This is a genomic window from Streptococcus mitis (assembly GCF_946188615.1).
Classification (GTDB): domain Bacteria; phylum Bacillota; class Bacilli; order Lactobacillales; family Streptococcaceae; genus Streptococcus; species Streptococcus mitis_BZ.
In genome coordinates, this window is sequence record NZ_CAMHVK010000001.1 from 357,346 (window position 1) to 383,254 (window position 25,909).

Below are 25,909 nucleotides of genomic sequence, written 5' to 3' on the forward strand. Positions count from 1 at the left end.
AACTCAAGTTCATTTTTTTCTTATAGTCTATTTCCGACATTAATACGGTTAATGGCACGTTGCAGTGCAATCTTCGCACGACGTTCTTGGTCAATCAAGTGTTTGTCTTGTGCTTCTTCAATTTCACGCTCTGCTCGAAGTTTGGCACGTTCTGCACGACTAACGTCGATATCACGAGCACGTTCTGCAGAGTCAGCAACAATTGTGACAACGCCATTGGCAACTTCGATAACGCCTCCGTTCACTGCAATCCAGTTCACGTGATTTTCATCATCTACACGTTTAACCTTAACCTCATCAACTGCTAAAACTGCAATCATATTTTCATGTCGTGGCAAGATTCCCATCTCACCATCCAGAGTTCGAACTGATACAAAGCTGGCATGGTGATCATAGACGAGACCATCTGGTGTCACGATCTGGACAGTTAACTGAGCCATAGATCACCTCTTAAAATCCCATTTTTTCAGCTTTTGCAATCACATCTTCGATAGAACCTACACCACGGAAGGCATCTTCTGGCAAGTGGTCGTGTTTACCATCAAGGATTTCCTTAAAGCCACGAACAGTTTCAGCAACTGGAACATAAGAACCTGGTTGACCAGTAAATTGTTCAGCAACGTTGAAGTTTTGTGACAAGAAGAACTGGATACGACGAGCACGAGCAACCAAGGTCTTTTCTTCATCAGAAAGCTCATCCATACCAAGGATAGCAATAATATCTTGCAATTCATGGTAACGTTGAAGAACACGTTTTACTTCAGCAGCAACTGCATAGTGCTCTTCTCCAACAATTTCAGGTGCCAAGGCACGTGAGCTTGAAGCAAGTGGGTCAACGGCTGGGTAGATACCCAATTGTACCAACTTACGTTCCAAGTTAGTTGTTGAGTCCAAGTGAGCGAAGGCTGTTGCTGGCGCTGGGTCAGTATAGTCATCCGCTGGCACATAGATAGCCTGGATAGAGGTTACAGAACCCTTTTTAGTTGATGTAATACGCTCTTGCAATTGACCCATTTCCGTAGCAAGTGTTGGTTGGTAACCAACGGCTGATGGCATACGACCCAAAAGGGCAGATACTTCTGAACCAGCCTGAGTGAAACGGAAGATATTATCGATAAAGAGAAGCACGTCTTGGCCTTCTACATCACGGAAGTATTCAGCAATTGTCAAACCAGTAAGGGCAACACGCATACGTGCTCCTGGTGGCTCATTCATCTGACCAAATACCATGGCTGTTTTCTCGATAACGCCTGATTCTTTCATTTCCCAGTAAAGGTCGTTCCCTTCACGAGTACGTTCCCCAACACCGGTAAATACTGAAATACCACCGTGTTCTTGGGCAATGTTATGAATCAACTCTTGGATTAAGACGGTTTTACCAACTCCGGCACCACCGAAAAGTCCAACTTTACCACCTTTAAGGTAAGGGGCAAGAAGGTCGATAACTTTAATTCCTGTTTCAAGGATTTCAGAAGAGGTAGACAATTCATCAAAAGTTGGAGCTTTTTTATGAATTGGCTGACGCTCTGCATCTTCTGTAAAAGGAGCTTCCAAGTCAATGGTATCTCCCAAAACATTGAAGACACGTCCTAAAGTTTCTTTACCTACTGGTACAGAGATTGGACGACCTGTGTCCAATACTTCCATTCCACGAGTCAACCCATCTGTTGATTCCATGGCGATAGTACGGACCATACCATCTCCCAACTCCAAGGCTACTTCAAGGACGATTTTTGTTTTTCTTTCGTCATTTTTGTAGACGACAAGTGCATTGTTAATCTCAGGAAGTTTTTCCCCTGCTGCAAACAAGACGTCTACAACGGGACCGATAACCTGAGCAATTTTACCTGAACTCATCTCCTTCTCCTATTCTATATAAGATACTGTCGGTCCCTAGCTTAACTAGGTCCTAAGTTCATTTTCATACGAGCTGGACTAGTGCCTATTCTAAGGCACTAGCTCCTGCTACGATTTCTGTAATTTCTTGTGTAATCGCCGCCTGTCTGGCACGGTTATACTGAATTGTCAAATCATTAATGACTTTCTTAGCATTATCTGTCGCTGTTTGCATGGCTGTCATACCAGCAGCATTTTCAGCTGTCTTAGCATCGATAATAGCACCATAAATCATACTTTCTGCAAATTGAGGCAACAACTGCTCCAAAATTTCTTCTCGACTAGTTTCCAACTCAAAGGTCAAACTGTAACTGTCATCCGCTTCATTTGGATCCAAGTCAACAATCGGAAGCATTTGTTCCACACGCATTTGACTGGTTAGCGTATTGACATGGTGGTTATAGCAGACATAGAGTTCATCAAAAAGTTCATTTTGGTACATTTCAACAGTTTTTGAAATAATCTTACGAACTTCATCAAAGCTTGGTTGATCTGCCAAGCCACGAAGTTCATAAAGTGGTTGAATACCACGAGCCTTAAAGAAATCAGCTCCCATCCCACCAATACAGATCATTTCAAAACCTTTACCATCTGGATGGTATTCTTCTTTCAACTCCATAACGGCTTTCAGAATAGAAGAATTATAACCTCCAACCAAACCTCGGTCTGAAGTAATGACGATATAGCCTGTCTTCTTAACTGGACGACTAATCAACATCGGATTGGTTGAACTGCCAGCTCCATTCCCATGAAGAATATCCGTCAAAAGTTTACGAACTTTCTGAGCATAAACTTGGAAGTTGCGAGCAGCTTCTTCAGAACGACCTAGCTTAGCAGCTGATACCATCTGCATGGCATTAGTGATTTGACTCGTATTTTTTGTTGAGGCGATTTTTGTTTTAATATCATTTAGAGATACTGCCATCTGACACCTCTATTCTTATTGGAAGCTGGTTTGATTGAGAAACTCTGTAATCGCAGCATCCAAGACTGCTTCTTCTGGCAAGTCTTTTGTATCACGAATGGTTTCCAAAATCTCTGGATGTTGAGCATCAAAGAAGGCATGGAACTCTTCCTCGAAACGAACAATATCATCTACTGGAACAGTATCCAAGAAACCATGTGTCAAAGCATAGAGAATGGTTACTTGTTTCTCAACAGGTAATGGTTTGTGAACAGGTTGTTTCAAGACTTCAACTGTACGACGTCCACGGTTCAACTTAGCCTGTGTTGCTGCATCCAAGTCAGAACCAAACTTAGTGAAGGCTTCCAACTCACGGTATGAAGCAAGGTCGATACGAAGTGTACCAGCAACCTTTTTCATGGCTTTGATTTGTGCAGAACCACCTACACGAGATACAGATGAACCCGCATCGATGGCTGGACGAATACCCGCATTGAAGAGACCATCACCAAGGAAGATTTGTCCATCAGTGATTGAAATCACGTTGGTTGCGATATAGGCAGAGATATCTCCTGCTTGTGTCTCGATAAATGGTAGGGCAGTAATGGATCCACCACCAAGTTCATCAGAAACTTTAGCTGAGCGCTCAAGCAAACGGCTGTGAAGGTAGAAAACATCCCCTGGGAAGGCTTCACGACCTGGAGGACGACGAAGTAAGAGTGACAGTTCACGATAAGCTACCGCTTGTTTTGATAAATCATCATAAACAATCAAAACATGTTTCCCTTGGTACATAAATTCTTCTGCCATGGCAACCCCAGCATAAGGAGCTAGGAAAAGCAATGGAGATGGTTGTGAAGCAGAGGCTGTCACAACGATTGTGTAATCCAAGGCACCGTACTGACGAAGTGTTTCTACTTGCGTACGAACTGTTGATTCTTTTTGTCCAATCGCTACATAGATACAGATCATATCTTGACCTTTTTGGTTCAAGATTGTATCAATCGCAATGGTTGTTTTCCCTGTCTGACGGTCACCGATAATCAACTCACGTTGACCACGACCAATCGGTACAAGGGCGTCGATAGCTTTCAAACCAGTTTGCAATGGTTCTGATACAGACTTACGTTGCATAACACCAGGAGCTGGCGCTTCTACTGGACGAGTTTTATCTGTGTGGATTTCTCCAAGACCGTCAACTGGACGACCTAGTGGATCCACAACACGACCAATGAGACTTTCACCTACTGGGACTTCCATGATTTTACCTGTACGGCGGATTGTATCGCCTTCACGGATATCTGTAAAGTCACCTAGGATGATAATACCAACGTCTGTTGACTCTAAGTTTTGAGCCATCCCATAAGAGCCGTTTTCAAAAATCAACAACTCTCCACTCATGGCATTTTCAAGGCCGTGAGCACGCGCGATACCGTCCCCGATATAGGTTACAACACCTGTTTCAGTCACATCAAAATTGGGTTTGAAATTTTCAATTTGTTGCTTAATTAAAGCGCTGATTTCTTGTGCGTTAATTGCCAAAAGAACACCACTTTCTATTTCAAATTTTCTTTAACAACTTTAAGTTGTTGTTTAATACTCACATCAATTGTCTTGTGATTGGCAAAAATGACAAAACCACCAATAAGACTTTCATCGATTTGTTCTTTTACACTCCTTACTTTCAGAGACATTTTTTTCTCAATCAAAGGGAGCAAGCGACTCTTCTGTTCATCAGTTAAAGGATGAGCTGACGTAATCGTCACTTCAAATCGATTTGTTTCTTTTTCAAGTCGGTTCAAGCAATCTACAAGAATATCATAAAAAAGATTTGCTCTGTGATTGTAGATAAGAACCTGAATAAAGTTTTGCAATAAAGGTGACACTGAGTCTTGGAAGAAAGAAATCGTTTTTTCCTTGTCAGACTCGTCTACTGCCACTTTTTTTAAAAAAGAAGGTAAGCCTGTTTCTTCAGCAACTTGCTTGATTTGAGCTAAGTCTGAAAAGATACGGTTTTCTTCTCCTTTTTCTAAAACCAATTGGACAAAAGGCATGCTGTATTTTTCAATTACCTTTACTGTTTTCTTGTCCATTAAGCTTCTCCTAACTGATCGATATACTGATCAATGAGTTCTTTATGGGCATGACCGTCAAGGTTTTGTGAGATGATTTTACCAGCCAAGCTGATTGTCAAATCTGCTACCTCACCCTTAACACTTTGTAAAGCTTCAGCTTTATTTTGAGCAATTTCTTGGTTCGCTTTTTCTTTCAAGCGTCCTGCTTCTAGCTTAGCATCTGCTAAAATACTAGCTTTGCTTTTCTCAGCTGTCTCTTTCGCATTCTCAATGATTGTCTTAGCTTCTTTACGGCTACCAGCCAATTCATCTTCGCGTTTTTGAGCCAATACTTCCGCTTTTTGACGTGCTTGTTCAGCTCCGTCAATATCTGCTGCAATTTTTTCTGCTCTTTGTTCGAAAATGCTAGTCAAATTTGACCAAGCGTATTTCTTAACCAAGACTAGCAAGAGAATAAAGGAACCAGCGATTAGTATAAAATCACCAAGTAATTCACCTACTGTTACATTCATAAACTACTCCTTTCTATTCTTCATCATTAATTTTATTTCCTAAGTACATTGAAGATAACAAAGTAAATACATATGCTTGTACACAAGAAATAAAAACAGAAAATGCAGTCCAGATTAGATTTGTTCCAAAAGCAATAGGATACCAATAGAAGGCCTGATGAGAAAGTAGGACTAACATACTTGCCATCACTTCCCCTGCAAAGATATTACCAAAGACCCGCAATGCAAGTGAAAGGAGATTGGTAACTTCTTCCAAGAGATTCATTGGTGTCATAAAACCTGGTGTTACAAATGCTTTTAAATACTTTTTGATTCCACGACGACGAATTCCTTCTACGTGGGTCATTAAAATAATTGTAAAAGACAAGACCAAGTCAAATGACAAATTTGCTGTTGGTGAGGTCCAAAGATTTACACCATCTGTAGTCTGAATTCTAGCCATTAAGCCAATATTATTTGCAATGGCCATAAATAGGAATAAACAGAAATAAAAGAGAGAATAATCCTTTATCATTGGACCAAGGTTTGATTTTGTAAATCCAACAACAAAATCAAATAAATACTCTAATACATTTTGTTTTCCTGTGGGTCTCAAAGTCATATTTCGAGTTGCCCAATAAATAAAGCCAAAAATAAGTGCTACAGTCAACAAAGTCAAAACTACTATGGTTAAATTAAAGGTAACAGGACCAATATTGATGGTTGGATTAATACTTTCTTCCATCTAAAATCCTCCCTTTTTCAATTTATACTTCTTTTATTTGATGATAAATGAAAAGACAAGAGTAACGAAGAAAGTACCTTCAATAAAGGCAACCCCTAGGATCATCAAACTACGTAGTTCTGAGATGATATCTGGTTGGCGAGCTACTGATTTCAACAAACCATTCATCAACAACCCCTCACCAAGAGACACACCCATACAGGCAAGACATAGACCGAAAAATGTTAAATTCATGACGAATTCTCCTTTTAATTAAAATTTACTTACTTAGTTTAGTCCTAAAAATTGGATTTGTCAACTTTTTACCAACATTGAAAGCGCTTAACGGAAATTATTTACAATTTTACTATTTTTGAGTCTATTATATAGAAAACTTTGGAAAAAACTTGTAATAAATCCGTCCATTATCTAGACCTTTCTGAAAAATAATGAAAAAATCCGAGATGACATCTCGGATGGAAATTAATATATTTTCTTTAACCTAAGGTTCTTTAGTAAGTAGGATTAAAGGGAAAGCAACTAGAAAGCTTTCGTCTCCTACATGTTTATTAAGCACGCACTGTGACGCTAGTTCCATCTTCCTTATAAAGATTGATGAGACCTTCTTTAAGAGCTCGAACCATGTCTCCAGCTTGAACAGGTTGTGGGACTTTGATTGTCAAGAGTTCCATTGGATTTGGAGCGCGGTCTATTTTATTGCCTTTGGCATCATGTAAATTTTCGATATACGTTTCAAAATGACGGAAACCTGGGCCATAAAACTCAACTTGGTCTCCTTCGTTAATAACGTTCCGTTGACGAATAGTTGCTGTTTGTGTCGCATCATCATAAGAAACCACTTCAGCAACAAACTTATACTCAGGAATTTTACGACGAGCACCAAACAACTGCTCATTTTCCGATGGTGTACCGTAGTAGAAACCTGTTGCTAATTCACGTTGGGCAACCTTCCACATCTCATCAATCAAGTCTTGCTTGATAGCTTCAAACTTCTCTGGACTCTCTAGATAAGCATCAACAGCCGCCTTGTAGCAGTTGGTTACAGTTGAAACATAGTGAATAGACTTCATACGTCCTTCGATTTTTAGACTGTCCACACCGTTTTCAATCATATCTGGGATATGGTCAATCATAGACATATCAACGGCAGACATCGAAAATTCTTCTGGAATTTCACCTTTAAGGCTCTTACGTTCTTGACCAAATGGCATGTCGTAAAGATCGTATTTCCAGCGACAAGACTGTGAACAACCACCACGGTTGGCATCACGCATACTCATATGGTTTGAAAGAGTACAACGACCAGAGTAAGAAATACACATGGCTCCGTGGACAAAGGCTTCAATCTCAACATCTGTACGTTTGCGAATTTCAGCTAATTCTTCCATCGAAACCTCACGCGCCAAAACGACACGAGTTAAGCCCAGTTCTTTCCAGAACTCAAGGGTTTCATAGTTAGTGGCACTTGCTTGGGTAGAGAGGTGGATTTCAAGACCTGGTGCTTCAGTCGCTGCAATCATAATCAAGGCTGGGTCAGATACGATAACTGCTGCAATCCCGATATCACGCAGTTTACGGAACCACTCACCAGCACCAGCTTCATTTCCTTCGTGCATAACCATGTTGGCAGCCACATAAACCTTAGCACCATACTTGGCCGCAAACTGGACACCTTCTTCCATCTGTTCAAAGGTAAAGTTTCCTGCACGGCTACGAAGACCATAGGCCTGACCACCGATAAAGACAGCATCTGCACCATACTGAACAGCTACTTTTAGCTTCTCTAAAGTCCCTGCAGGTGATAAAACCTCAGGACGTTTTAATGTTTTTGTCATGTTTTCTCCTATTTGCAATATAAAAGTTTGACGTTTTTCCTTCTCATTTTATAGTAAATAAGCGATAAAATCAAGCCTAGACAGATTGTTTTGACAATTCTAATCTTTTAGATTATTAAAGCAAAAAGATTGTCAAAGAGAAAAAGCCCACAGATGTGAGCCCTTTTCTAATATAGGTTAGAAAAAACTATTTCTCCACTTCTTTTTTCTTGTGTGCAAGAAATCCAAATCCACTCAAAACTCCTAGAAGTCCTAAGACTACAAGATTAGCATGATCTTCTGTACCTGTATTAGGCAATTCCTCTCTCTTACTTGCTACAGAAGTCGGAATTTGTGAAGTTTCTTTTGTCGATTGTTCAGTTGGTGTCTTTGATTTTGGTACTTCTATCTTTGGTGCTTCTACTTTTGGTGCCTCAACTTTTGGTGCCTCAACCTTTGGTGCCTCAACCTTTGGTGCCTCAACCTTTGGTGTTTCAACTTTTGGCGTTTCAACCTTTGGTGTTTCAACTTTTGGTGTTTCAACCTTTGGTGTTTCAACCTTTGGTGTTTCAACTTTTGGCGTTTCAACCTTTGGTGCCTCAACCTTTGGTTTCGTACCTACTGTGATAACTTCTTCTACTGCTTCTTCAGTAATCATGGTCGGTTCGTTCGATGTTACTATACCTGTATTAGGATTCAAGGTATAAGTTGTCGTAGTAGTTGTTTTACCAGCTTTACCAGATTTTGTTACTTCACGATAGTCTTTATCTTTTACATTGTCTTCCACATAACGTGTTGTATATGGAGTAGTTGTTTCTACAACTGTTGGTTTCGTACCTACTGTGATAACTTCTTCTACTGCTTCTTCAGTAATCGTGGTTGGTTCGTTCGATATTACTGTACCTGTATTAGGATTCAAGGTATAAGTTGTCGTAGTAGTTGTTTTACCAGCTTTACCAGATTTTGTTACTTCTCGATAGTCTTTATCTTTTGTATTATCTTCTACATAACGTGTTGTATATGGAGTAGTTGTTTCTACAACTGTTGGTTTCGTACCTACTTTAACTACTTTAGGTTGCATTTCAGTACGTTTCTCAGTAGGTTGACCATCAGTAACTTCTCCTGTTAATTCGTTTACAATCTTAGGTGTTGAAGTTACAACCTTACCCGCAGTTCCATTATCGACAGTCTCATTGTCACCTACTTCCTTCGTTGGGTCTGCAACATAAGTAGTCTCAATCGGAATAGGAGTTTCAATCTCAACAGGTGATAAATTATTTTCATACTTTTGTTTATAAACATAAGTTATATTAGTTTCACCTTTTACAATCTCTGTAATATCTTGTTTATCTTGGTCTTTAAAGGTATAACGCTTGTTCTCAAAGTCAATATCCGTAGGATGAGTTAATGTAATTTGCTCCCCTACTGCTTTTACCTCACTTGTAACAGACGGTCGAATCTCAGCACCTTGTTCATTGACAAACTTTTGAGTAACCTTACCTTTATGTTGAACCTCTGTATAAGTCACCAAATGATAGTCACGAGATACACCGTTCAAAGCCTTATCTGGATCTATTATCTCAACCTTAGGAATCTTATTGGTGAAGGTATTTTGACTTAAATAAGCAGATATTTGTCCTCTTGGCATACGCGCATTTAGATAATTACTTGATGAAATCGTATTTTCACCTATAAGAGAATTTTCTCTCCTTAACTCGTATAGTACCTGTCCTGTTGAGCCAATAGGTGACCTTAATTCGAACTCTTTAATTTTTTTCTCAGGTACATCTGATGGTTTAATTACAGATTCACCACCGAAAGCCTGTTCATTTAATATTGTAGAGAGTAATTTATCTAACGGAATTTCTTGGCCTTTAGCATCTTTATAAGTAAATGTCTTAGTGTACTTAACTAAGTCCGATTGACCTGCAACCCGTCTAGATAAGTTCTTAACGAAAATTTCTTGTAAAATTGCTTGACCACGAATAATTACATAGACTTTCGTTTCCTCAGGTAAAGTGTAATTCAAACGGAGACTTGTATCAATACTTGCAACACCATATTTAGATGTTAATACACTGGTTGGATCTAAATTCACTGTGTAAGTAAAAGTTTCACCGTTTTTCGCTTCTACAATATATCCGCTATAACCAGCACTACTATCCTTAGCCCTAAGTTTCTCCAATCCCGGAAGATTAGCTGCTCCAGTTTTAACAGTTACGTGTGTGTCAGTCGTAGTTACATCGCGACCTAAAGCATCTGCAACGCCCTCTCTAGTTCTTACATCGACTGAGTCTGTGTTTAAATAACGAACTTCACCCTCAGTAGAAGTCAAATTACTGAGTGTTATTTCTTTATTGACATCATCGGACGCTAATCTTGAATTCACTTGACTTGCAATCTTATCTTTTACGTTGACATAATTTGCAGTAAGGTGATTATTTTTAAACTCTTCAATCTTAGCTCGATCAGCATCAGCTTGTACTTTCTCTGCTTTTGCAGACTCTAAATCACGAATTTGAGCATCTACTTTCTCTTCGGCAGTTGTGCGTATATGTGTAACCTCAGAAGAACTATTTGCAACACCTACATTTTCAGTGGGTGTTTCTGTAACCTTAACCCCTAAAGCTTTTACTTCTTCAACTTTAGCTTTTAACTCGGTTTCTTTTACCGTATGTGTTGTACTCGTTTCATACTCACTTTGAACCACAGTTTCGCTAGGAGGAGTCTGTGCTGCATTAGGAGGTGTACTTGAATTTGGTTGTTCGTCAGCGCTTACAATCCCATTTAAAAATAAACTCCCTAAAGCAGTCGTTAGGATAATACCACTTAACAAACCTAACTTAGTTTTACGGAGATAGCCATGACCTTTTTCTTGTTTTACTGCTTTATGCAATAGAAACACCAACTTTCATTTATTTGTATTGTTAATATTATTACATAATTAGCTAAAAAAGTAAAGGTCTCAACTCAAGAATTAAATACAATAAATTTATAAAAACTTCCTAACTACTATACTAGAATTTTCTACAATTCAAAAAACAATATCAGAACGGATTGATACTGATACGAAACAAAAAACAAAATGACTCTTTATACATCTATGGTAGGATTCAAGACAGATTATTTATTTCTTAATCGATATATAAAAGGAATCCTGATTAAACTGTCTTTAAAACTTAAGAAATCAAGGATATGATAAAAGGAATGGATATCAGTATATCTATTTTTACCATCTCAAAAGTAGATCCAGAGAATATAACTGTTCTCTTATGATGAGACTTTGGAGGCAACCATTCTGTCTTGTTTTATGAAAGAATAGCTTAACCTTTTACTTAAAATATTCAGCTAAAAAAAGAGAGAACGATTTTGTTCTCTCGAAATCCTTATTTTTCATTTACTATAAGAGTAAAGTATTTATAGCTTTACTCCCACTCAACTGTTGCAGGTGGTTTACTTGTAATATCATAGACGATGCGGTTAACGTGGTCCACTTCGTTTACGATACGTACAGAAATCTTTTGAAGGACATCCCAAGGAATCTTTGCAAAGTCAGCTGTCATACCATCGATAGAGGTGATAGCACGGATTGCAATCGTGTAGTCATATGTACGACCGTCACCCATAACACCGACTGAACGAACGCCTGTGTTCACTGTGAAGTATTGCCAGATATCGCGGTCAAGACCTGCTTTAGCAATTTCCTCACGAAGGATAGCGTCTGATTCACGAACGGTTTCTAGTTTCTCTTCAGTGATTTCACCCATGACACGGATAGCAAGTCCTGGTCCTGGAAATGGTTGGCGCCATACGATATGGTCTGGCATACCAAGCTCTGTACCAAGGGCACGAACTTCATCTTTATAGAGAGTGTTCAATGGTTCGATCAGTTCAAACTGCATGTCTTCTGGAAGACCACCCACGTTGTGGTGTGACTTGATAGTTTGAGCTGTATCTGTACCAGACTCGATAACGTCTGTGTATAAGGTACCTTGAGCAAGGAATTTCACATCTTTGAGCTTACTTGCTTCGTCATCAAAGACATACACAAATTCGTTACCGATGATTTTACGTTTTTGTTCTGGGTCAGAAACGCCAGCAAGTTTATCAAGGAAACGTTTAGCAGCGTCTGCTTTGACGATATTCAAACCAAACTTACCACCAAGCATGTCCATAACTTGGTCCGCTTCTCCTTTACGAAGAAGACCGTGGTCTACAAAGATACAGATTAATTGATTGCCAATAGCCTTTTGGAGAAGAACCCCAACAACTGAAGAGTCAACCCCACCTGATAGACCAAGAAGGACACGTTTATCACCGACGGTTTCACGAATTTTTTGGATCTGCATATCAATGAAGTTATCCATTGACCAGTCGCCTTTAGCCTTACAGATGTTAAGGGCAAAGTTACGAAGGATGTCATTCCCGTATACAGAATGGCGAACTTCAGGGTGGAATTGGATACCGTAAATGTGTTTATCTGGGTTTTCGATGGCTGCGTATGGGCAGTCAGCTGATGTACCTGTACGAACAAAGTCAGCAGGAATTTCAGTAACCGCATCACCATGGCTCATCAAAACAGTCTGCTCGTCTGGTGTTGATTCAAAAAGAGCTGATGATGTGTGAGTAAGAGTTGATTGACCGTATTCACGATTTCCAGCATCACCTGCAGGAACAACTTTTCCTCCAAGTTTATGGGTCAATAACTGCATACCATAACAAATTCCCAAAATAGGAATTCCAAGTTCGAAGATTTCTGGGTCAATATCAAATGAACCATCTTCGTATACAGAGTTTGGACCACCTGAAAGGATGATTCCTACAGGGTTGATTTCACGAACTTCAGCAGCTGAAATTTTATGGCTTTTTAGTTCTGAAAAAACACCAATCTCACGGATACGGCGTGAAATCAGCTGGTTGTATTGGCTACCATAGTCCAACACGATGATTTTTTCTACATCTTTCAAATCAGTTGAAATGTTGCTCATCTTTTTCCTTTCTTAAAAGAAATATCTTTTTTCAATATTCTATCACAAATAAGTGCGAATTACCAACTAAACAAGGCGAAGTTTGACTTTTTCTAGTTTATTGGGGTACAATAGAGAAAAGATAGAAATGAAGTGAAAAATATGCTACCCGCTTATATGAAAATCCATGACCAGATTAAAAAGGATATTGACGAACATCGTTGGGCCATCGGTGAGAGACTTCCAAGTGAACGAGATTTAGCAGAGCAGTTTGCGGTCAGTCGCATGACCCTCCGCCAAGCTATTTCCCTCTTGGTCGAAGAAGGAGTTTTAGAGCGCCGTGTAGGAAGCGGCACCTTTGTATCCAGTACACGTGTACAAGAAAAGATGAGAGGCACAACCAGTTTTACTGAAATTGTTAAGTCCCAAGGTAAAGTTCCCTCTAGCCAACTCATTTCCTACAGAAAAACCATTCCCAATGAACAGGAAGTTGCCAAGCTAGGAATTTCTCCAACGGAGAATATTATCCGAATGGAACGGGTTCGCTATGCCGACCAAGTTCCTCTAGTTTATGAAGTTGCTTCTATTCCTGAAAAATTCATTAAGGACTTTAAAAAAGAAGAAATCACCAGTCATTTCTTTCAAACTCTGCAAAAACACGGCTACCGTATTGGTAAATCACAGCAGACTATTTATGCTCGTCTTGCTAAGGAAAAAATTGCCCACTATTTGGAAGTTGAAAAAGGACATGCTATTCTAGGTTTGACTCAGGTTTCCTACCTAGAAGATGGTACTGCATTTGAATACGTAAAAAGTCAGTATGTAGGCGAACGCTTTGAATTTTATCTTGAAAATAATTAGATTACCACGCAAAAACTCTCTGTCACGGACAAAGAGTCTTTTTATTTTTCTAAGAGTAAATCTTTCAACGAAATCAAAGTGACTGCAATTAAAATCATTGCCATACCAAGAAAATCAATAGGATAAAATTGTTCATTCATAATTAGGAAGGCAAAGAAAACCGCCGAGATTGGCTCAATTGAAGCCAACAAACTTGACTTAACTGGTCCAATCAGACTGGCTCCTTTTAAGAAGGCTGTATAGGCAAAGACAGTCCCGATAAGGATAATGCCCGCAAAAGCAAGGAAAAAATCAAGACTAGTCGGTATATTGGCCTGTAGAACCCCTGTAAAAGGAAGGGCGACCAAACCAGCTATGACCATTCCCACACCAATGACCAAACTGCTACCCCACTTCTTAATCAAGGTTATGGGCAAAATGATATACAGGGCGTAAGTCAGAGCAGAAAAGAGACCCCAGAACAGACCGGCAGGTGTCATGGATAACTGGTCCAACTGCCCATGAGTGGCGATCAGAAAGGTCCCTCCGATGGCTAATATGATAGAAACAATCTCTCCCAGTGTCGGTGCTACCTTATCCTTGATACAGCTATAAATCAAAATCCCGACAGGGCAAACATACTGAAGCACCGTCGCGGTTCCTGCATTGGTTTCCTGAATAGCAGTTAGATAGGCAAATTGATTGAGGAAGAGGCCAATTAGAGCAAAAATAAGAAGAGACAGCAAACTCTTTCTATCCTTTAAAAAGGCCAGCATTTTATCCTTTGCAGTAGCATAAGCCAAGACCATGAGAATCCCACCGGCGATTAAAAGTCGTAAGTTAGTTAAAACCAGAGACGAAATTCCATGTGCCATCAGGTATTGGCCACTCGTTCCTGACAAGCCCCAAGCAATCCCAGCCACAACTGTTAATATAGTCCCTTTTAAACTGTTTGACATGTCTCTCCTTACTCTTCTTTACGAATCAAGTCCATCACTTGATTGCGGTCTACAATCCATTGAGCCCTCTCATCCTTTTCATAGGTACGATTCGATAGAAAAATAGCCGCTTCTTGATTCTGCCGATTCCACATGATGAAGGTACCTGTATAGCCCGTATGGTCTAGCCAATCTCCTTCCAAATTCCATGCTAAAGAACGTTCCTTGTCATCCAAAGGAGAAAAATTTTGACTCAAATCTCTTGCAAAATCATCTGCTAAATAATGTTCTAAAAAGATTTGTAAATCCTTTACAGTAGAAAATAAACCAGCACTACCTGCATGTCTGCCCAGAAGGCGAGCCTTGGGATCATGTACTATGCCTGCCTCTACACCTCTGACTGTTGGAACAGCAAGCTCAACAGGCCCAAATTGGGTTTCCGCCATTCCCCAAGGTTTCCAGACTTGCTCCTGTAAAATCTCATCCAAGTCTTGATTAAAGATTCTTTCCAAAATAAAACCCAACAGCAAAAAATGGACATCCGAATAAAGAAAGGCTGGCTGACTTCGTCTCTTAAGATGAAACATCGCTTCCTTTAATTCAGGTGCTGTTAAAAGATCACGATTGGGAATAAAAGGATCAAGATCTGTAGCGTGGGTTAAGAGCTGGCGAATAGTGATGTCTGGATAATCACTCTCAGCTAAAAAATCTGTTACCGGTCTATCAATATCTAATTGACCTTTTTCCCACAAGAAGGTAAAAACAGTGCCAACTCCAACAACCTTGCTAACACTGGCTAGGTCGTAAACTAGTCCTGCCTCAGTATCCAAGCCATGTTCTGGGTCACTATGTCCTACATAGATCTCCGTCCATTGATGGTCCTTAAAATACGCAAAAGAGGCTCCGGGATAAATCCCTGCCTCGATTTGTTCTTCTATTTTTTTAATAATCTTGGTCCACTTCATACTTCTTCAAACCACAATTCAACATTATTTCTATCTTTACCAAGGAAGAATTTTTCAGACTTAGGAATAAAATATTCGGTAGACTCAAACTTCTGGCGCAGACTTGCTATGTCTAATTCGTTGACCAAGAACTTGAGCATAGACAAGTCCCAGGTAACCGTACTGTCCACAGTCAGATCCTGCCCCTGAGCTGGAATAAAATCAAGGGATGCCCCAATTTCAGATACTCCCAAGAAACTTTCGACATCAGTTGGGAGATGTAATTCCATAGAAATCTCAAATTTACTTAAAGAAATTGATTCCAAATCTGTTTGAAATTCAGGATTTTCTTCTACTTCTACTAGACTTTCTCTATCATCTTCCGCATGAATCAAAACCAAATCATCTTCTGGAGAGTAAATTTCAAAAGCGTAGCCGTTTTGACCTTTATATAATTGATGAATCGAATCTGTTTTAGATAAGAGTTCTTCGATTTCCAAGGGATTTTCCACCTTGACAATCAATCTAGCTAGTTTTTTTCTTCCCTCTACCTTACGAGTGCGCATACTTGGAGCTTCTTCTAAAACCAGCTTTTCTAGACCTGTTTGATCACCTAGTGACAGAAAGGCTGACTCTTCTAACAAGGCCTTCATGCCAAGGGTTTCTATATAAAATGTTTCATTTAATTTTCTATTATTAACTTTTAAAGTAGGAATAATCCGTACAATCTGATTTACATTCATAAATTCCTCCAACTCTTTTATTTTAAAGGATTTTAGAATTTTTTACAAGAAATTATGCTCAGATTTAGCTTTTTTTCGTAAAATTTCATCTAAAAAACCGAGGATTTCCTCGGTTTCAATTTCTTATAGGTAAAGGAATTTGAAGATAGCTACTGCGGCAATTGCTGCTGCGATCGGTGCTACTACTGGTACCCAAGAGTACCACCATTTTGAATCACCTTTGTGCTCACCAAGAACTGATTTTGGAAGGAAAGCATGAAGGAGACGTGGTCCCAAGTCACGGGCTGGGTTCAAGGCAGGTCCTGTAGGTCCACCAAGTGATGTTACCAAGGCCATAACTAGGAAACCTACTGCCAAGTGAGCAATTCCAAGACCAGATGTCATAAATGGTGCTACTTGTTCTTTAGCTTGGTCAAGTGCTGCTGTTACTTGTTCTTGAGGAATGGTTTGACCTTGAGTAGTTGCTTGTGCAACTTGAGCATTAATAGCCGCTTGTGCTTTTGATACTAGTTCAGCACCAAAGAAGTTTTTAGTCATTCCAAGAGCTGCAAAGAAAAGAACAAATGAACCAACAAACTCATTTACAAAACCATTAACAGTTGCTGCAAAATGTGATTCTTTTGTACCATTATCCAAACTTGAAATTGTTGAGAAAGTACCCAAGATGTTGTTTGGATTTTCAGTTTTCAAGTAGTATGGGCGGTGTGTTGCCACAACCAAGGCTTGACCAAAGATAGCACCCAAAACTTGTGCAAGGATATAAGGCGCTACCTGTGCCCAAGGGAAGAGACCGCTGATTGCAAGTCCAAGAGTGAAGGCTGGGTTGATGTGGTTACCTGATACGTTACCAAACATCAAAGCTGGAATCATAACCCCCATACCGTAACCAACAGCGATAACGAGCCAGCCACTTTGGTGACCTTTCGTACCTTTAAGTTCAACGTTAGCAACTGCACCATTACCAAGAATGATCAAAATAGCAGTTCCCAAGAATTCAGTGGCATATTTAATTGCCCATGTAAAATCCATTTGATAGATTCTCCTTAAAATTTTTTAGACAATCCTTATTCTATCAATTTTTATATCTTTTAGCAATATGTTTTCTAAAAGAATATATGAGAAAGCGGTTTTATTTCTTATAAAAAACAAAAGGATTAAGGGAGTAATTTTCCTTAATCCGAAAGTTCTTATTCTTGACGTTGTCCGAAATCTGCAATCATTTGCTCCATTTCTTGTCGACTCGGAGTTGTCAGCATATACAGGTAATCCCCTTGAAGTTCCGCAAAGGCTGCAGGCATGATTTTTTTAACCTTGAACTGATGACTGTATTTGGCAAGCAAGTCCTCCTCAGAATAGACATAGTGAGCATTCGCACGACGGGATGTAGCTAAACAAAACTGAGGTTCAAATTCTGACGCTGGGAACTCTTCTCCTGCGACAATAGCTGCATATCCACGATAGAGGTCCAAGGAATGAGCAAAGTTATAAACATCAATGGTAAAACCACCTGCAGGACGGTTATTGTACTCAATAGCAATGTAGTCGTCCCCTTCGCGGAAAAACTCAATATGGAAGAACCGTTCTTTCATACCAAATTCTTTGACAATTGCCTCACCATATTTACGTAATTTAGGATCCATATCCTTGAGAACGTAATAAGAATTGTCCATCTTGTAAATCATGAGATCAAGCGGTGTATAGGCGTAGTCAAAGGTCGTTGAGAAGACAATCTTTCCATCCTTATCCACTAAACCATCAAAGGTGCAAATTTCGCTGGAAGTGACAAATTTTTCAAAGAAATAAACGGTCGAATGGTCCCATTCTTGCTTGAAGTGATTGATATCGTCTTCTGTTTCAAGCTTAAAGGTGGCGGCTGCTCCCACTCCATTGTCAGGTTTTGCAATCATTGGAAGGCCGATTTCATTCACAGCTTGATCCACATCTGCTTCCGTCTTGATAACAGCTCCAGGTACCACGGGGACACCAGCTTTTTTGAAGAGTTTCTTCATTTCAGACTTATATTTTGTCTTTTTGAGATCCTCTGGTTTGGCACCAAAGACATTGAATTGTTCTCTGAGTGCTGCGTCCAGCTCAAGCCAGTATTCATTATGAGATTCGATGCGATCAATTGGGCCATGCTTATAAAAGAGAAAAGCAACTGCACGTTTGACTTCGTCTGTGTTCTCAAGATTATCAACACGGAAATATTCTGTCAGGCTATTACGTAAAGGTTCATCCAATTGCTCGTAAGGCTCTTGACCAATTCCCAAGACGGTAATACCTTTATTGGCTAGTTCGATGGTAAACTGTTGAAAGTTTTGTGGATAGTAGGGAGAAATAACAAGGTAATTCATAGGTCACTCCTTTTATAAATAGAGATTGCCGAGGAAATAAGGCATTTGTTTGCGCCACCATTCCCAGTCGTGGGCGACATCGTGTCCCCATTCAGCAAACCAGGCTGGAATTTGTTTCTGGTCAAAGGCTTCTTTAAGCTTGTAGAAAGATGGTAGACCGTCTTGTTCCCAGGCTCCAAGACCCGTACACAGCACAATCTCTGCCTGACGGTAACGGTCAATAAACCAGCCGTCATTCTGATTCCAGATATAATCTACTGGCGAGTTTTGATAAATAGCATCGTCATTGTAGTAATCGCCAACAAAGAAACGTGCGTCGTAAACACCACTAAGAGCAATCACCTTGGTAAAGACATCTGGATGTTGGAGAAAAAAGTTGACTGCATGGTAGGCGCCCATCGAGCAACCTGTCGTCATCATACCATCAAACCAACCTGTCTTATGCTTGATAAAAGGAATGGCCTCTTCAATCACATAGCGTTCATAGGCACGGTGCATCTCCGCTTGGTCGTGACCGTTTTTCCAAGTGGCCAACCAGCTCTCACTGTCTACACTGGATAGGGTAAAGAACTGAACACGGCCTTCCTCGATAAAGGAAGCACAGGCATCAATCATGCCAAAATCATAGTATTCATTGTGACTACCACCTGATGAAGCAAAGACCACAACTGGAATCCCAGCATGTCCATAACGATTGAGGTACATTTCACGGTTGAGATGACCACTCCAGTGGCTAAGGTTTTCAATATGCATTGGCTTTCTCCTTTTCTAACTTACCATTTCTCTGCAAAAAATCTCAGACAGTCTGGTAAATTCTCCGACCAAGGGATTTCACTATGGATGGCACCAGACTGAACTTTCAAGACAAGATTATCTAAGTGTACCCCACCTACTATCAAATCATGATAATAGCGTAGCGACGAGTCGATATAGGCTTGTTTGATATTACCAGCCATCAGGATCTTGTCCGTATCATCTGCTTCTTCTGTTCCAACATAGATAAAGATACGCTGGTCAGGCGATAGTTTCTTTCGTTCAATATAGCGATTAAAGGCTTCTTGATGGAGCCAGTTGGCAGATGAAAAGACGCCCAAGCAACCAATTTGGTCTTGGTATTCCAAACCGATAAACTGGGTAATATTGCCTCCTAGTGAAGACCCAATCATAGCCGTATGCTGGCGGTCAGCTTTGGTACGGTAGGTCTCATCGATAAAAGGCTTGACCACCTCCATGACAAACTCGGCATACTCCACACCCTTACCACCAAACTGCTGCCCTGGGATAGGAGATTCTTGGAACTTCCAAGCCGCATACTCATTCATCCGCCCCATACCATCATTGTCAATGGCGACGACAATCATGCGACTGATATCAGGATTACGCTTAATAGCTGGGATAATCTTCCATGAATGGCCAATGAAAGACTCCTTGCTATAAAAAACATTTTGCCCGTCATGAAAGTAAACAACGGGATAGGAACGATCCGTGTCTTTCTCATAATCTTTAGGCAGAAGAACACGTACACGACGTTCCTTACCTGTATAAGGAACCTTGAGTTTATGTTCTTTCATTTTTAAATAAAAGTAGGATTGATTCATTGTCAGAAAACTCTCTATATTCAAAATTTTATTTTATTATATCACAATTATAGAAAAAAAGTTAGTTTTGCTTCCATTTTTGGAATTAAAAACTAACTTTTTCATTTATTTTTCTAAATTCTTCTGGATTTTCTGATTAGAGCAGATTGTCAATCAAGTCATCCACTTCATCTTTTTCAGCCTGCGGTGTAATCTCAGTAATCATGATTCCAGCCACAGCTCGCTCAACTAAACCTTCAACATCCATGCGAGCTTCATATTGCTCTGCATTCTTAATCTTAGGATTTGTTTTTGGACGATCTGGCGCAAAAATGGTACAACAGTCTTCAAATGGCTGGATTGAAATGTCAAAGGTATCGATTTCTTGTGCAATATCAATGATTTCCAACTTATCCATGGTAACCACAGGACGAATGATGGGAGTGTTGGTCACAGCGTTAATAGCCTGCATGCTTTCAAGGGTTTGGCTGGCTACTTGACCTAGACTCTCCCCATTGATGATAACCAAACCATTTCGTACCTCACGAATACGGTCGGTAATCCGCATCATAAAACGACGCGTCAAGGTCATGAGATAGGCTTCTGGCGCCTTGGCCTTAATTTCCTCTTGAATCTCTGTGAAAGGCACTTCGATAAACTGGATATTGCCCCCAAACTTGGTCAATTTTCGAGTCAAATCTTGGGCTTTTTTAAGGGCACCAGGACTAGTATATGGTGGGCTGGCAAAGTGAACAGCCTCAATATCCACCCCACGCTTAAGTGCAAGATAACCTGCTACAGGTGAGTCAATCCCTCCTGACAACATAAGCATGCCTTTACCTGAAGTTCCAACTGGCAAACCACCAGCCCCACGAATAGTTTCATAAGAAAGATAGGCTGCTTCTTCACGGATTTCCACCTGAAGATTGATGTCAGGACTTTTCATTTGAGCTTGCACATTTGGAATAGCTTCAAAAACAGCACCTCCAAGGGTTTGATTGAGTTCACGACTATCCAACTCAAAGTTGTGGTCGCTACGCTTGCTAGAAATTTTAAAGGTCATGCCATCCTTGTAGATGTCCTGCATAATCTCTTGGACAGAAGACTTCAGAACTTCTACAGATTTTTCAACCTTATAAACAGGGGAAAAGTTTTGAATTCCAAAAACTTGTTTAAGCGATTCTGCTACTGCTGTATAATCTGCTCCATTGAGGTAAGCGTGGGCACGGTCACGATCTGCCGTTACCTTAACTTGGGGATAGATAGACAAAACGTCTGAAATATTATTGCGAAGTTTATTGATGAAACGCATACGGTTTTTGCCCTTGGTTGACAGCTCACCGTAGCGAATCATAATTTCTGAATACTGCATGAATGCTCCTATCTTACTTTTCTAGTTTGATTGTAAATCAATTTTAACTTGGTCAAGAACTGCTCGACCTGACTCATATCATTTTCAAGGTCTAGGCTAAGACGCACAGCTGACTGAGCCTTATCTTTATCTACTCCCATGGCAATCAGGGTTCCGGCTGGTTTCCCTGCCTTGGACGAACAAGCAGAGGTCGTTGAGATAAAAATATCATAGTCTTCAAAGGCGTGAACGATGACTTCACCACGAACACCCTTGATTCCAAAAGTCAGAATATGAGGGGCAAAGTCTTCCTCATCTGAAAAGACAGAAATATCTGGATAGTCCAGAAGTGCTTGGCGAATCACTGCCTTCATCTGACCAGTCTTGCTAGTAAAGATATCTAGCTTTTCCATAGACAAGCGGAGAGCCTTGGCTGTCGCTGCAATTCCTGCCACATTTTCAGTTGTTGAACGATAATCACGCTCCTGACCACCACCAGTCAACAGAGGCGTAATCTTCTTGCCAGACTTGATATAGACAAATCCAACACCTCTAACTCCGTGAAACTTGTGACTAGAGAAAGTCGCAAAATCCACTCGTTCTGTCAGATACTTTTCAGTCGGAATCTTGGCAAGTGCCTGAACCGCATCAACGTGGAAGGAAATAGTCGGCTTGTCTGCTAACAGTTCTGAAATAGCCTCAATGGGCTGAACAGAACCGATTTCATTGTTCACAGCCATGACGGAAACGAGGGTCGTATCAGGTCTTATCAAATCTGCTAACGCTTTAACATCCACAAATCCTTTGTTATCAACTGGAGCAAAATCCACTTCAAAACCTTGAGATTTCAACCAAAGGGCTGACTCTTTGACTGCCGGATGTTCAATGGCTGATACAATGATGTGCTTTCCAAACTGAGCTTTTTCAAAGGCCACACCCTTGATAACCCAGTTATCTCCTTCTGTCCCACCAGAAGTAAAGAAGATTTCATCGCTTTTCTTACCGATTAAATCCGCAATCTGTTGGCGCGAAGCATCTAAGATTCGTGTTGCCTGGTCTCCCAAACGATGGAGACTAGATGGATTTCCTAAAATTTTTGAAGCGACCTGCATATAGGTTTCAAGGGCTTCAGGATAAGGCTTGGTCGTCGCCGAATTATCAAAGTAAATCATGTTTTCTCACGCTTTCTAAAATCACTCCCTCTATTGTATCATGAAACGTTGCTTGCGACAAGAAAGGGCAATTCCTCTTTTTTTAAGATTTTTTTAAAGAAATGCGGTATAATAAATTTTAATTAAAGGAGAGAATGTATGTCTAATTATCGTAGAACTTCAAAACCAAAAACAGAACACATCAAAAAAGGCTTTACAGTCTTTCAAAAAACCGTTGCTACTATCGGTAGTATCCTCGGCTTAATTACTGCTAGTATCACGATCATGAACGCCTTGGATAATAACAAAAATACTAAAAAAGAACCTACGACAAGCCAGACGACAACCATTGTCAAAGAAATTCAAAAGGAATCCCCTCAGGAAAACACTAGTCCCAATAAGGAAAATAACACTTCTCAAGAAAAAACACAGCAAGAGGAAACACCAAAAGCTAGCGTCAAGGAAGAGAAAAAAGAAGAGCAGAAAACAGCAACTCAGGACTCTACTACTCCTGCTCCTAGTCCAAGTAAACCTGCTACTGAAAATGAAAAACAGTCCAATAGTCCAACTTCGGAAAATAAAACTAATCAATAATCACTAAAATAGCCTCCTTCCAAACTTGGAAAGAAGCTATTCTTTTATTGTTGTAAAACTTTTCTTGGTTTGGTACCTTCAGCTGGACCAATGACACCTGCCATCTCAAGCTCTTCCATGAGACGGGTCGCACGGTTAAATCCAACTGACAAACGACGCTGAATCATAGATGCGCTAGCTTTCTGAGTTTCGATTACCAAAGCCTTGGCTTCTTCAAAAAGCGGATCTCCACCAGTTTCACCATCTGAGAATTCACCTTCATTTTCAGAAACCTCACCTGGATCAAAACTCTCATCGTAGTCCGCATCTGCCTGAGCCTTGATAAAGTTTACGATGCGTTCAACATCATCATCCGAGATAAAGGATCCTTGGAGACGAACTGGATGATTTTCATCAATCGGTTTAAAGAGCATATCTCCTCGACCAAGCAGTTTCTCAGCTCCATTTTCATCTAAAATAGTACGGGAGTCTGTTCCTGATGAAACTGCGAAAGCGACACGAGATGGGACATTGGCCTTGATCAGACCAGAAATGACATCAACGGATGGACGCTGGGTTGCAAGAATCATGTGGATACCTGCAGCACGCGCCTTCTGTCCGAGACGAATGATGGCATCTTCCACTTCCTTGCTGGCAACCATCATGAGGTCAGCCAACTCATCCACAATCACGACAATGAACGGTAGCGGAACCTGCTTGTACTCAGACTGGGCATTGAACTCTTCTACCTTGGCATTAAAACCTGCAATATTCCGAACTCCCACCTTGGCAAAGAGTTCATAACGATTTTCCATTTCATCCACAACCTTTTGCAGAGCCTTGCTAGCCTTACGTGGATTGGTCACAACTGGAATCAAGAGGTGGGGAATATCATTGTAAACAGACAACTCAACCATCTTGGGATCGACCATCATAAATTTAACTTGGTCAGGTCTCGCCTTCATGAGGATGCTAGCGATAATGCCGTTAACAGCTACTGACTTCCCTGAACCCGTTGAACCTGCGACGAGCAAGTGAGGCATTTTAGAAAGGTCAAAAGCTCTTGCGGTTCCATTAACAGCCTTCCCTAAAGGAATTTCCAAGAGATTTTCTGCTTTTGTTTGAGATTGTTCCCATAGTTCGCGGAAGGACACAGTAGCAATCTCAGAGTTGGGTACTTCGATTCCGACCAGGGATTTCCCAGGAATTGGTGCTTCGATTCGGACATCCTTGGCAGCCAAGGCTAGAGCGAGGTCATCTGCGAGATTGGAAATGCGGTTGACCCGTACACCGACTGCTGGCTTGACTTCATACTTGGTCACGGACGGCCCAATTTCAGCCCGTTCCACCGTCACCTTAATACCAAAACTAGAAAAGGTTTCTTCTAGGATTTTGATGTTTTCACGAACGATTTTCTTTTCTTTAGACTGGTCTTTAGGTTTATCAGGGGCAAAGAGTTGTAAGCTTGGAAGTTTGTATTCGAGGGCTTCCTTTGCTGAAAAATCAACCTGAACATCTTCGTCATCAGAGCCATCTTCCTGTTCAGAGAATTCAAGTTCAGATTGAGGCAGGATGATTTCTGGTTCTACCCACTCTTCTTCCGGAACAGGCGGAACATCAAGCACAACATCTTCTGTCAGAATTTCACCCGTTTCCATATCAATAGGAGGCATATCGAGTAAGGCTTTTTCAGCCTCTTCTTGTTCTAATCTAGCCTCTTCCTCAGCCTTTTGGCGAGCTTTTTCTTCTTGTTTGACAAAACGTTCCTCTTTTCGACGCTCATGCCCTTCCCGCCATTTGGCAAAGCCTTTACTGCAAAATTCAGCAATATCGTAAACAGACCAAGGACTGACTAGGAGGGCACCCACTAAAATCAAGATAGAACCAATAAAGTAAGTACCGATATTTGAGAAGAGAAAGGCTGTTGGCACATAGAGTCCAACACCAATCAAGCCTCCACCAGCAAAACTGGTCGTTCGAAAACCAGTCAAATCAGTCACAACCTGAGCCATGGTTCCTTTTAAGACCGACTTGTCCAAACCATATTTCCAAACTAAGTAGGCCTCCAAAATCAAGAGTAAGCCTGCAAATATGGTGAAAAAGCCAGATAGGAGCCCTTCCTGTTTTCGTATCCACTTGAAAAAGAAGAGGTAGAGCAGGATACCAAATATTGCCAGATAAGCTAGGCTACCCACTAGCAAGCGAATTAAATTGTAAAGGGTTATACCTGCAGCCCCTAATTTGAAGGCTGCGAAAATCAATAAAAGGGCGATTCCTAACGAAATCAACATTCGTTGAATCGCTTCTTTTCTTTCGAGTTCTGCTTTAGACGGTCTCCGTCTTGTTTTACTTGTATTCTTGTTTGCCATTCTTCTATTATACCATATTTCACAGGCATTTCGGAAAGAGAAAAAGACTGCACCAATGTACTGCACCCCAAAAGTTAGACAGAAAAAATCTAACTTTTGCGGTGTTTTATTATGAAATTGAGTTATGATGATAAAGTTCAGATCTATGAACTTAGAAAACAAGGATATAGCTTAGAG

At 40.4% G+C, this 25,909-nt stretch carries 23 protein-coding genes and 1 pseudogene; 3 read left to right on the top strand and 21 right to left on the bottom strand.

Annotation, left to right across the window (positions count from 1 at the left end):
* Nucleotides 1-20 precede the first annotated feature (20 nt).
* The 11 genes from OCF95_RS01665 to guaA all read right to left on the bottom strand — a co-directional run bounded on the left by OCF95_RS01665 (nt 21) and on the right by guaA (nt 12,913).
* Nucleotides 21-440: a F0F1 ATP synthase subunit epsilon gene (locus OCF95_RS01665; protein WP_004256585.1), complete on the bottom strand. Its 420-nt coding sequence runs from the start codon at nt 438-440 to the stop codon at nt 21-23.
* Between the two features lie 10 nt (nt 441-450).
* Nucleotides 451-1,857 (bottom strand): F0F1 ATP synthase subunit beta, encoded by a 1,407-nt coding sequence (atpD, locus tag OCF95_RS01670; protein WP_000094357.1) that lies wholly within the window; start codon nt 1,855-1,857, stop codon nt 451-453.
* Nucleotides 1,858-1,942: 85 nt separating this feature from the next.
* The gene (locus OCF95_RS01675; RefSeq protein WP_000301224.1) at nt 1,943-2,821 is read right to left on the bottom strand and encodes a F0F1 ATP synthase subunit gamma; all 879 of its coding nucleotides are present in this window, start codon (nt 2,819-2,821) and stop codon (nt 1,943-1,945) included.
* A gap of 15 nt (nt 2,822-2,836) precedes the next feature.
* A complete protein-coding gene (atpA, locus tag OCF95_RS01680; RefSeq protein WP_000996629.1) occupies nt 2,837-4,342 on the bottom strand; it encodes a F0F1 ATP synthase subunit alpha in 1,506 nt (501 codons plus the stop codon).
* Between the two features lie 14 nt (nt 4,343-4,356).
* Complete coding sequence (locus tag OCF95_RS01685; protein ID WP_078238378.1) at nt 4,357-4,893, bottom strand: F0F1 ATP synthase subunit delta; 537 nt, start codon at nt 4,891-4,893, stop codon at nt 4,357-4,359.
* Complete coding sequence (atpF, locus tag OCF95_RS01690) at nt 4,893-5,387, bottom strand: F0F1 ATP synthase subunit B (RefSeq protein WP_001103468.1); 495 nt, start codon at nt 5,385-5,387, stop codon at nt 4,893-4,895. The genes OCF95_RS01685 and atpF overlap by 1 nt, the downstream gene beginning before the upstream one ends.
* Before the next feature lie 13 nt (nt 5,388-5,400).
* Nucleotides 5,401-6,111 carry a F0F1 ATP synthase subunit A gene (atpB, locus tag OCF95_RS01695; protein ID WP_000392870.1) on the bottom strand — a complete coding sequence of 237 codons (711 nt, stop codon included), beginning with the start codon at nt 6,109-6,111 and terminating at the stop codon, nt 5,401-5,403.
* A 33-nt stretch (nt 6,112-6,144) separates the two neighbouring features.
* The gene (locus tag OCF95_RS01700) at nt 6,145-6,345 is read right to left on the bottom strand and encodes a F0F1 ATP synthase subunit C (RefSeq protein WP_001054558.1); all 201 of its coding nucleotides are present in this window, start codon (nt 6,343-6,345) and stop codon (nt 6,145-6,147) included.
* A 314-nt stretch (nt 6,346-6,659) separates the two neighbouring features.
* Nucleotides 6,660-7,946, bottom strand: coding sequence for a peptidase U32 family protein (locus OCF95_RS01705; RefSeq protein ID WP_203180458.1), 1,287 nt, complete (start codon nt 7,944-7,946; stop codon nt 6,660-6,662).
* A 187-nt stretch (nt 7,947-8,133) separates the two neighbouring features.
* The gene (locus OCF95_RS01710; protein WP_261104745.1) at nt 8,134-10,830 is read right to left on the bottom strand and encodes a G5 domain-containing protein; all 2,697 of its coding nucleotides are present in this window, start codon (nt 10,828-10,830) and stop codon (nt 8,134-8,136) included.
* A gap of 520 nt (nt 10,831-11,350) precedes the next feature.
* Nucleotides 11,351-12,913, bottom strand: a complete 1,563-nt coding sequence (gene guaA / locus OCF95_RS01715) for a glutamine-hydrolyzing GMP synthase (protein WP_049516570.1) — start codon at nt 12,911-12,913, stop codon at nt 11,351-11,353.
* Between the two features lie 141 nt (nt 12,914-13,054).
* Here guaA and OCF95_RS01720 point away from each other — a divergent pair, with 141 nt between their 5' ends.
* Nucleotides 13,055-13,753: a GntR family transcriptional regulator gene (locus OCF95_RS01720; protein WP_000936183.1), complete on the top strand. Its 699-nt coding sequence runs from the start codon at nt 13,055-13,057 to the stop codon at nt 13,751-13,753.
* A 41-nt stretch (nt 13,754-13,794) separates the two neighbouring features.
* On the opposite strand, the gene OCF95_RS01725 is transcribed toward OCF95_RS01720, so the two are convergent.
* The 9 genes from OCF95_RS01725 to OCF95_RS01765 form a co-directional block, all read right to left on the bottom strand.
* The gene (locus OCF95_RS01725) at nt 13,795-14,691 is read right to left on the bottom strand and encodes a DMT family transporter (RefSeq protein WP_261104746.1); all 897 of its coding nucleotides are present in this window, start codon (nt 14,689-14,691) and stop codon (nt 13,795-13,797) included.
* Nucleotides 14,692-14,699: 8 nt separating this feature from the next.
* A complete protein-coding gene (locus OCF95_RS01730; RefSeq protein WP_261104747.1) occupies nt 14,700-15,635 on the bottom strand; it encodes a serine hydrolase domain-containing protein in 936 nt (311 codons plus the stop codon).
* Nucleotides 15,632-16,357 (bottom strand): CppA N-terminal domain-containing protein, encoded by a 726-nt coding sequence (locus tag OCF95_RS01735; RefSeq protein WP_261104748.1) that lies wholly within the window; start codon nt 16,355-16,357, stop codon nt 15,632-15,634. The genes OCF95_RS01730 and OCF95_RS01735 overlap by 4 nt, the downstream gene beginning before the upstream one ends.
* 123 nt (nt 16,358-16,480) lie before the next feature.
* Nucleotides 16,481-17,386, bottom strand: coding sequence for an aquaglyceroporin Gla (gene gla, locus OCF95_RS01740; RefSeq protein ID WP_084863148.1), 906 nt, complete (start codon nt 17,384-17,386; stop codon nt 16,481-16,483).
* Between the two features lie 158 nt (nt 17,387-17,544).
* Entirely contained in the window at nt 17,545-18,711 is a 1,167-nt protein-coding gene (locus OCF95_RS01745; RefSeq protein WP_261035440.1) for an ATP-grasp domain-containing protein, read from the bottom strand.
* A 12-nt stretch (nt 18,712-18,723) separates the two neighbouring features.
* A complete protein-coding gene (locus OCF95_RS01750) occupies nt 18,724-19,464 on the bottom strand; it encodes an esterase family protein (RefSeq protein WP_000546802.1) in 741 nt (246 codons plus the stop codon).
* Between the two features lie 20 nt (nt 19,465-19,484).
* Nucleotides 19,485-20,309: an alpha/beta hydrolase gene (locus OCF95_RS01755; protein ID WP_004258362.1), complete on the bottom strand. Its 825-nt coding sequence runs from the start codon at nt 20,307-20,309 to the stop codon at nt 19,485-19,487.
* A gap of 136 nt (nt 20,310-20,445) precedes the next feature.
* Nucleotides 20,446-21,660 (bottom strand): tRNA uracil 4-sulfurtransferase ThiI, encoded by a 1,215-nt coding sequence (thiI, locus tag OCF95_RS01760; RefSeq protein WP_049546708.1) that lies wholly within the window; start codon nt 21,658-21,660, stop codon nt 20,446-20,448.
* A gap of 8 nt (nt 21,661-21,668) precedes the next feature.
* Nucleotides 21,669-22,811 carry a cysteine desulfurase family protein gene (locus OCF95_RS01765; protein WP_261104750.1) on the bottom strand — a complete coding sequence of 381 codons (1,143 nt, stop codon included), beginning with the start codon at nt 22,809-22,811 and terminating at the stop codon, nt 21,669-21,671.
* 138 nt (nt 22,812-22,949) lie between these two features.
* Here OCF95_RS01765 and OCF95_RS01770 point away from each other — a divergent pair, with 138 nt between their 5' ends.
* Nucleotides 22,950-23,384 carry a DUF6556 family protein gene (locus OCF95_RS01770; protein ID WP_261104751.1) on the top strand — a complete coding sequence of 145 codons (435 nt, stop codon included), beginning with the start codon at nt 22,950-22,952 and terminating at the stop codon, nt 23,382-23,384.
* Nucleotides 23,385-23,428: 44 nt separating this feature from the next.
* On the opposite strand, the gene OCF95_RS01775 is transcribed toward OCF95_RS01770, so the two are convergent.
* Nucleotides 23,429-25,732, bottom strand: coding sequence for a DNA translocase FtsK (locus OCF95_RS01775; protein WP_315899048.1), 2,304 nt, complete (start codon nt 25,730-25,732; stop codon nt 23,429-23,431).
* Nucleotides 25,733-25,843: 111 nt separating this feature from the next.
* Here OCF95_RS01775 and OCF95_RS09905 point away from each other — a divergent pair.
* Nucleotides 25,844-25,909, top strand: a pseudogene (locus OCF95_RS09905) (transposase); the annotation flags it as partial.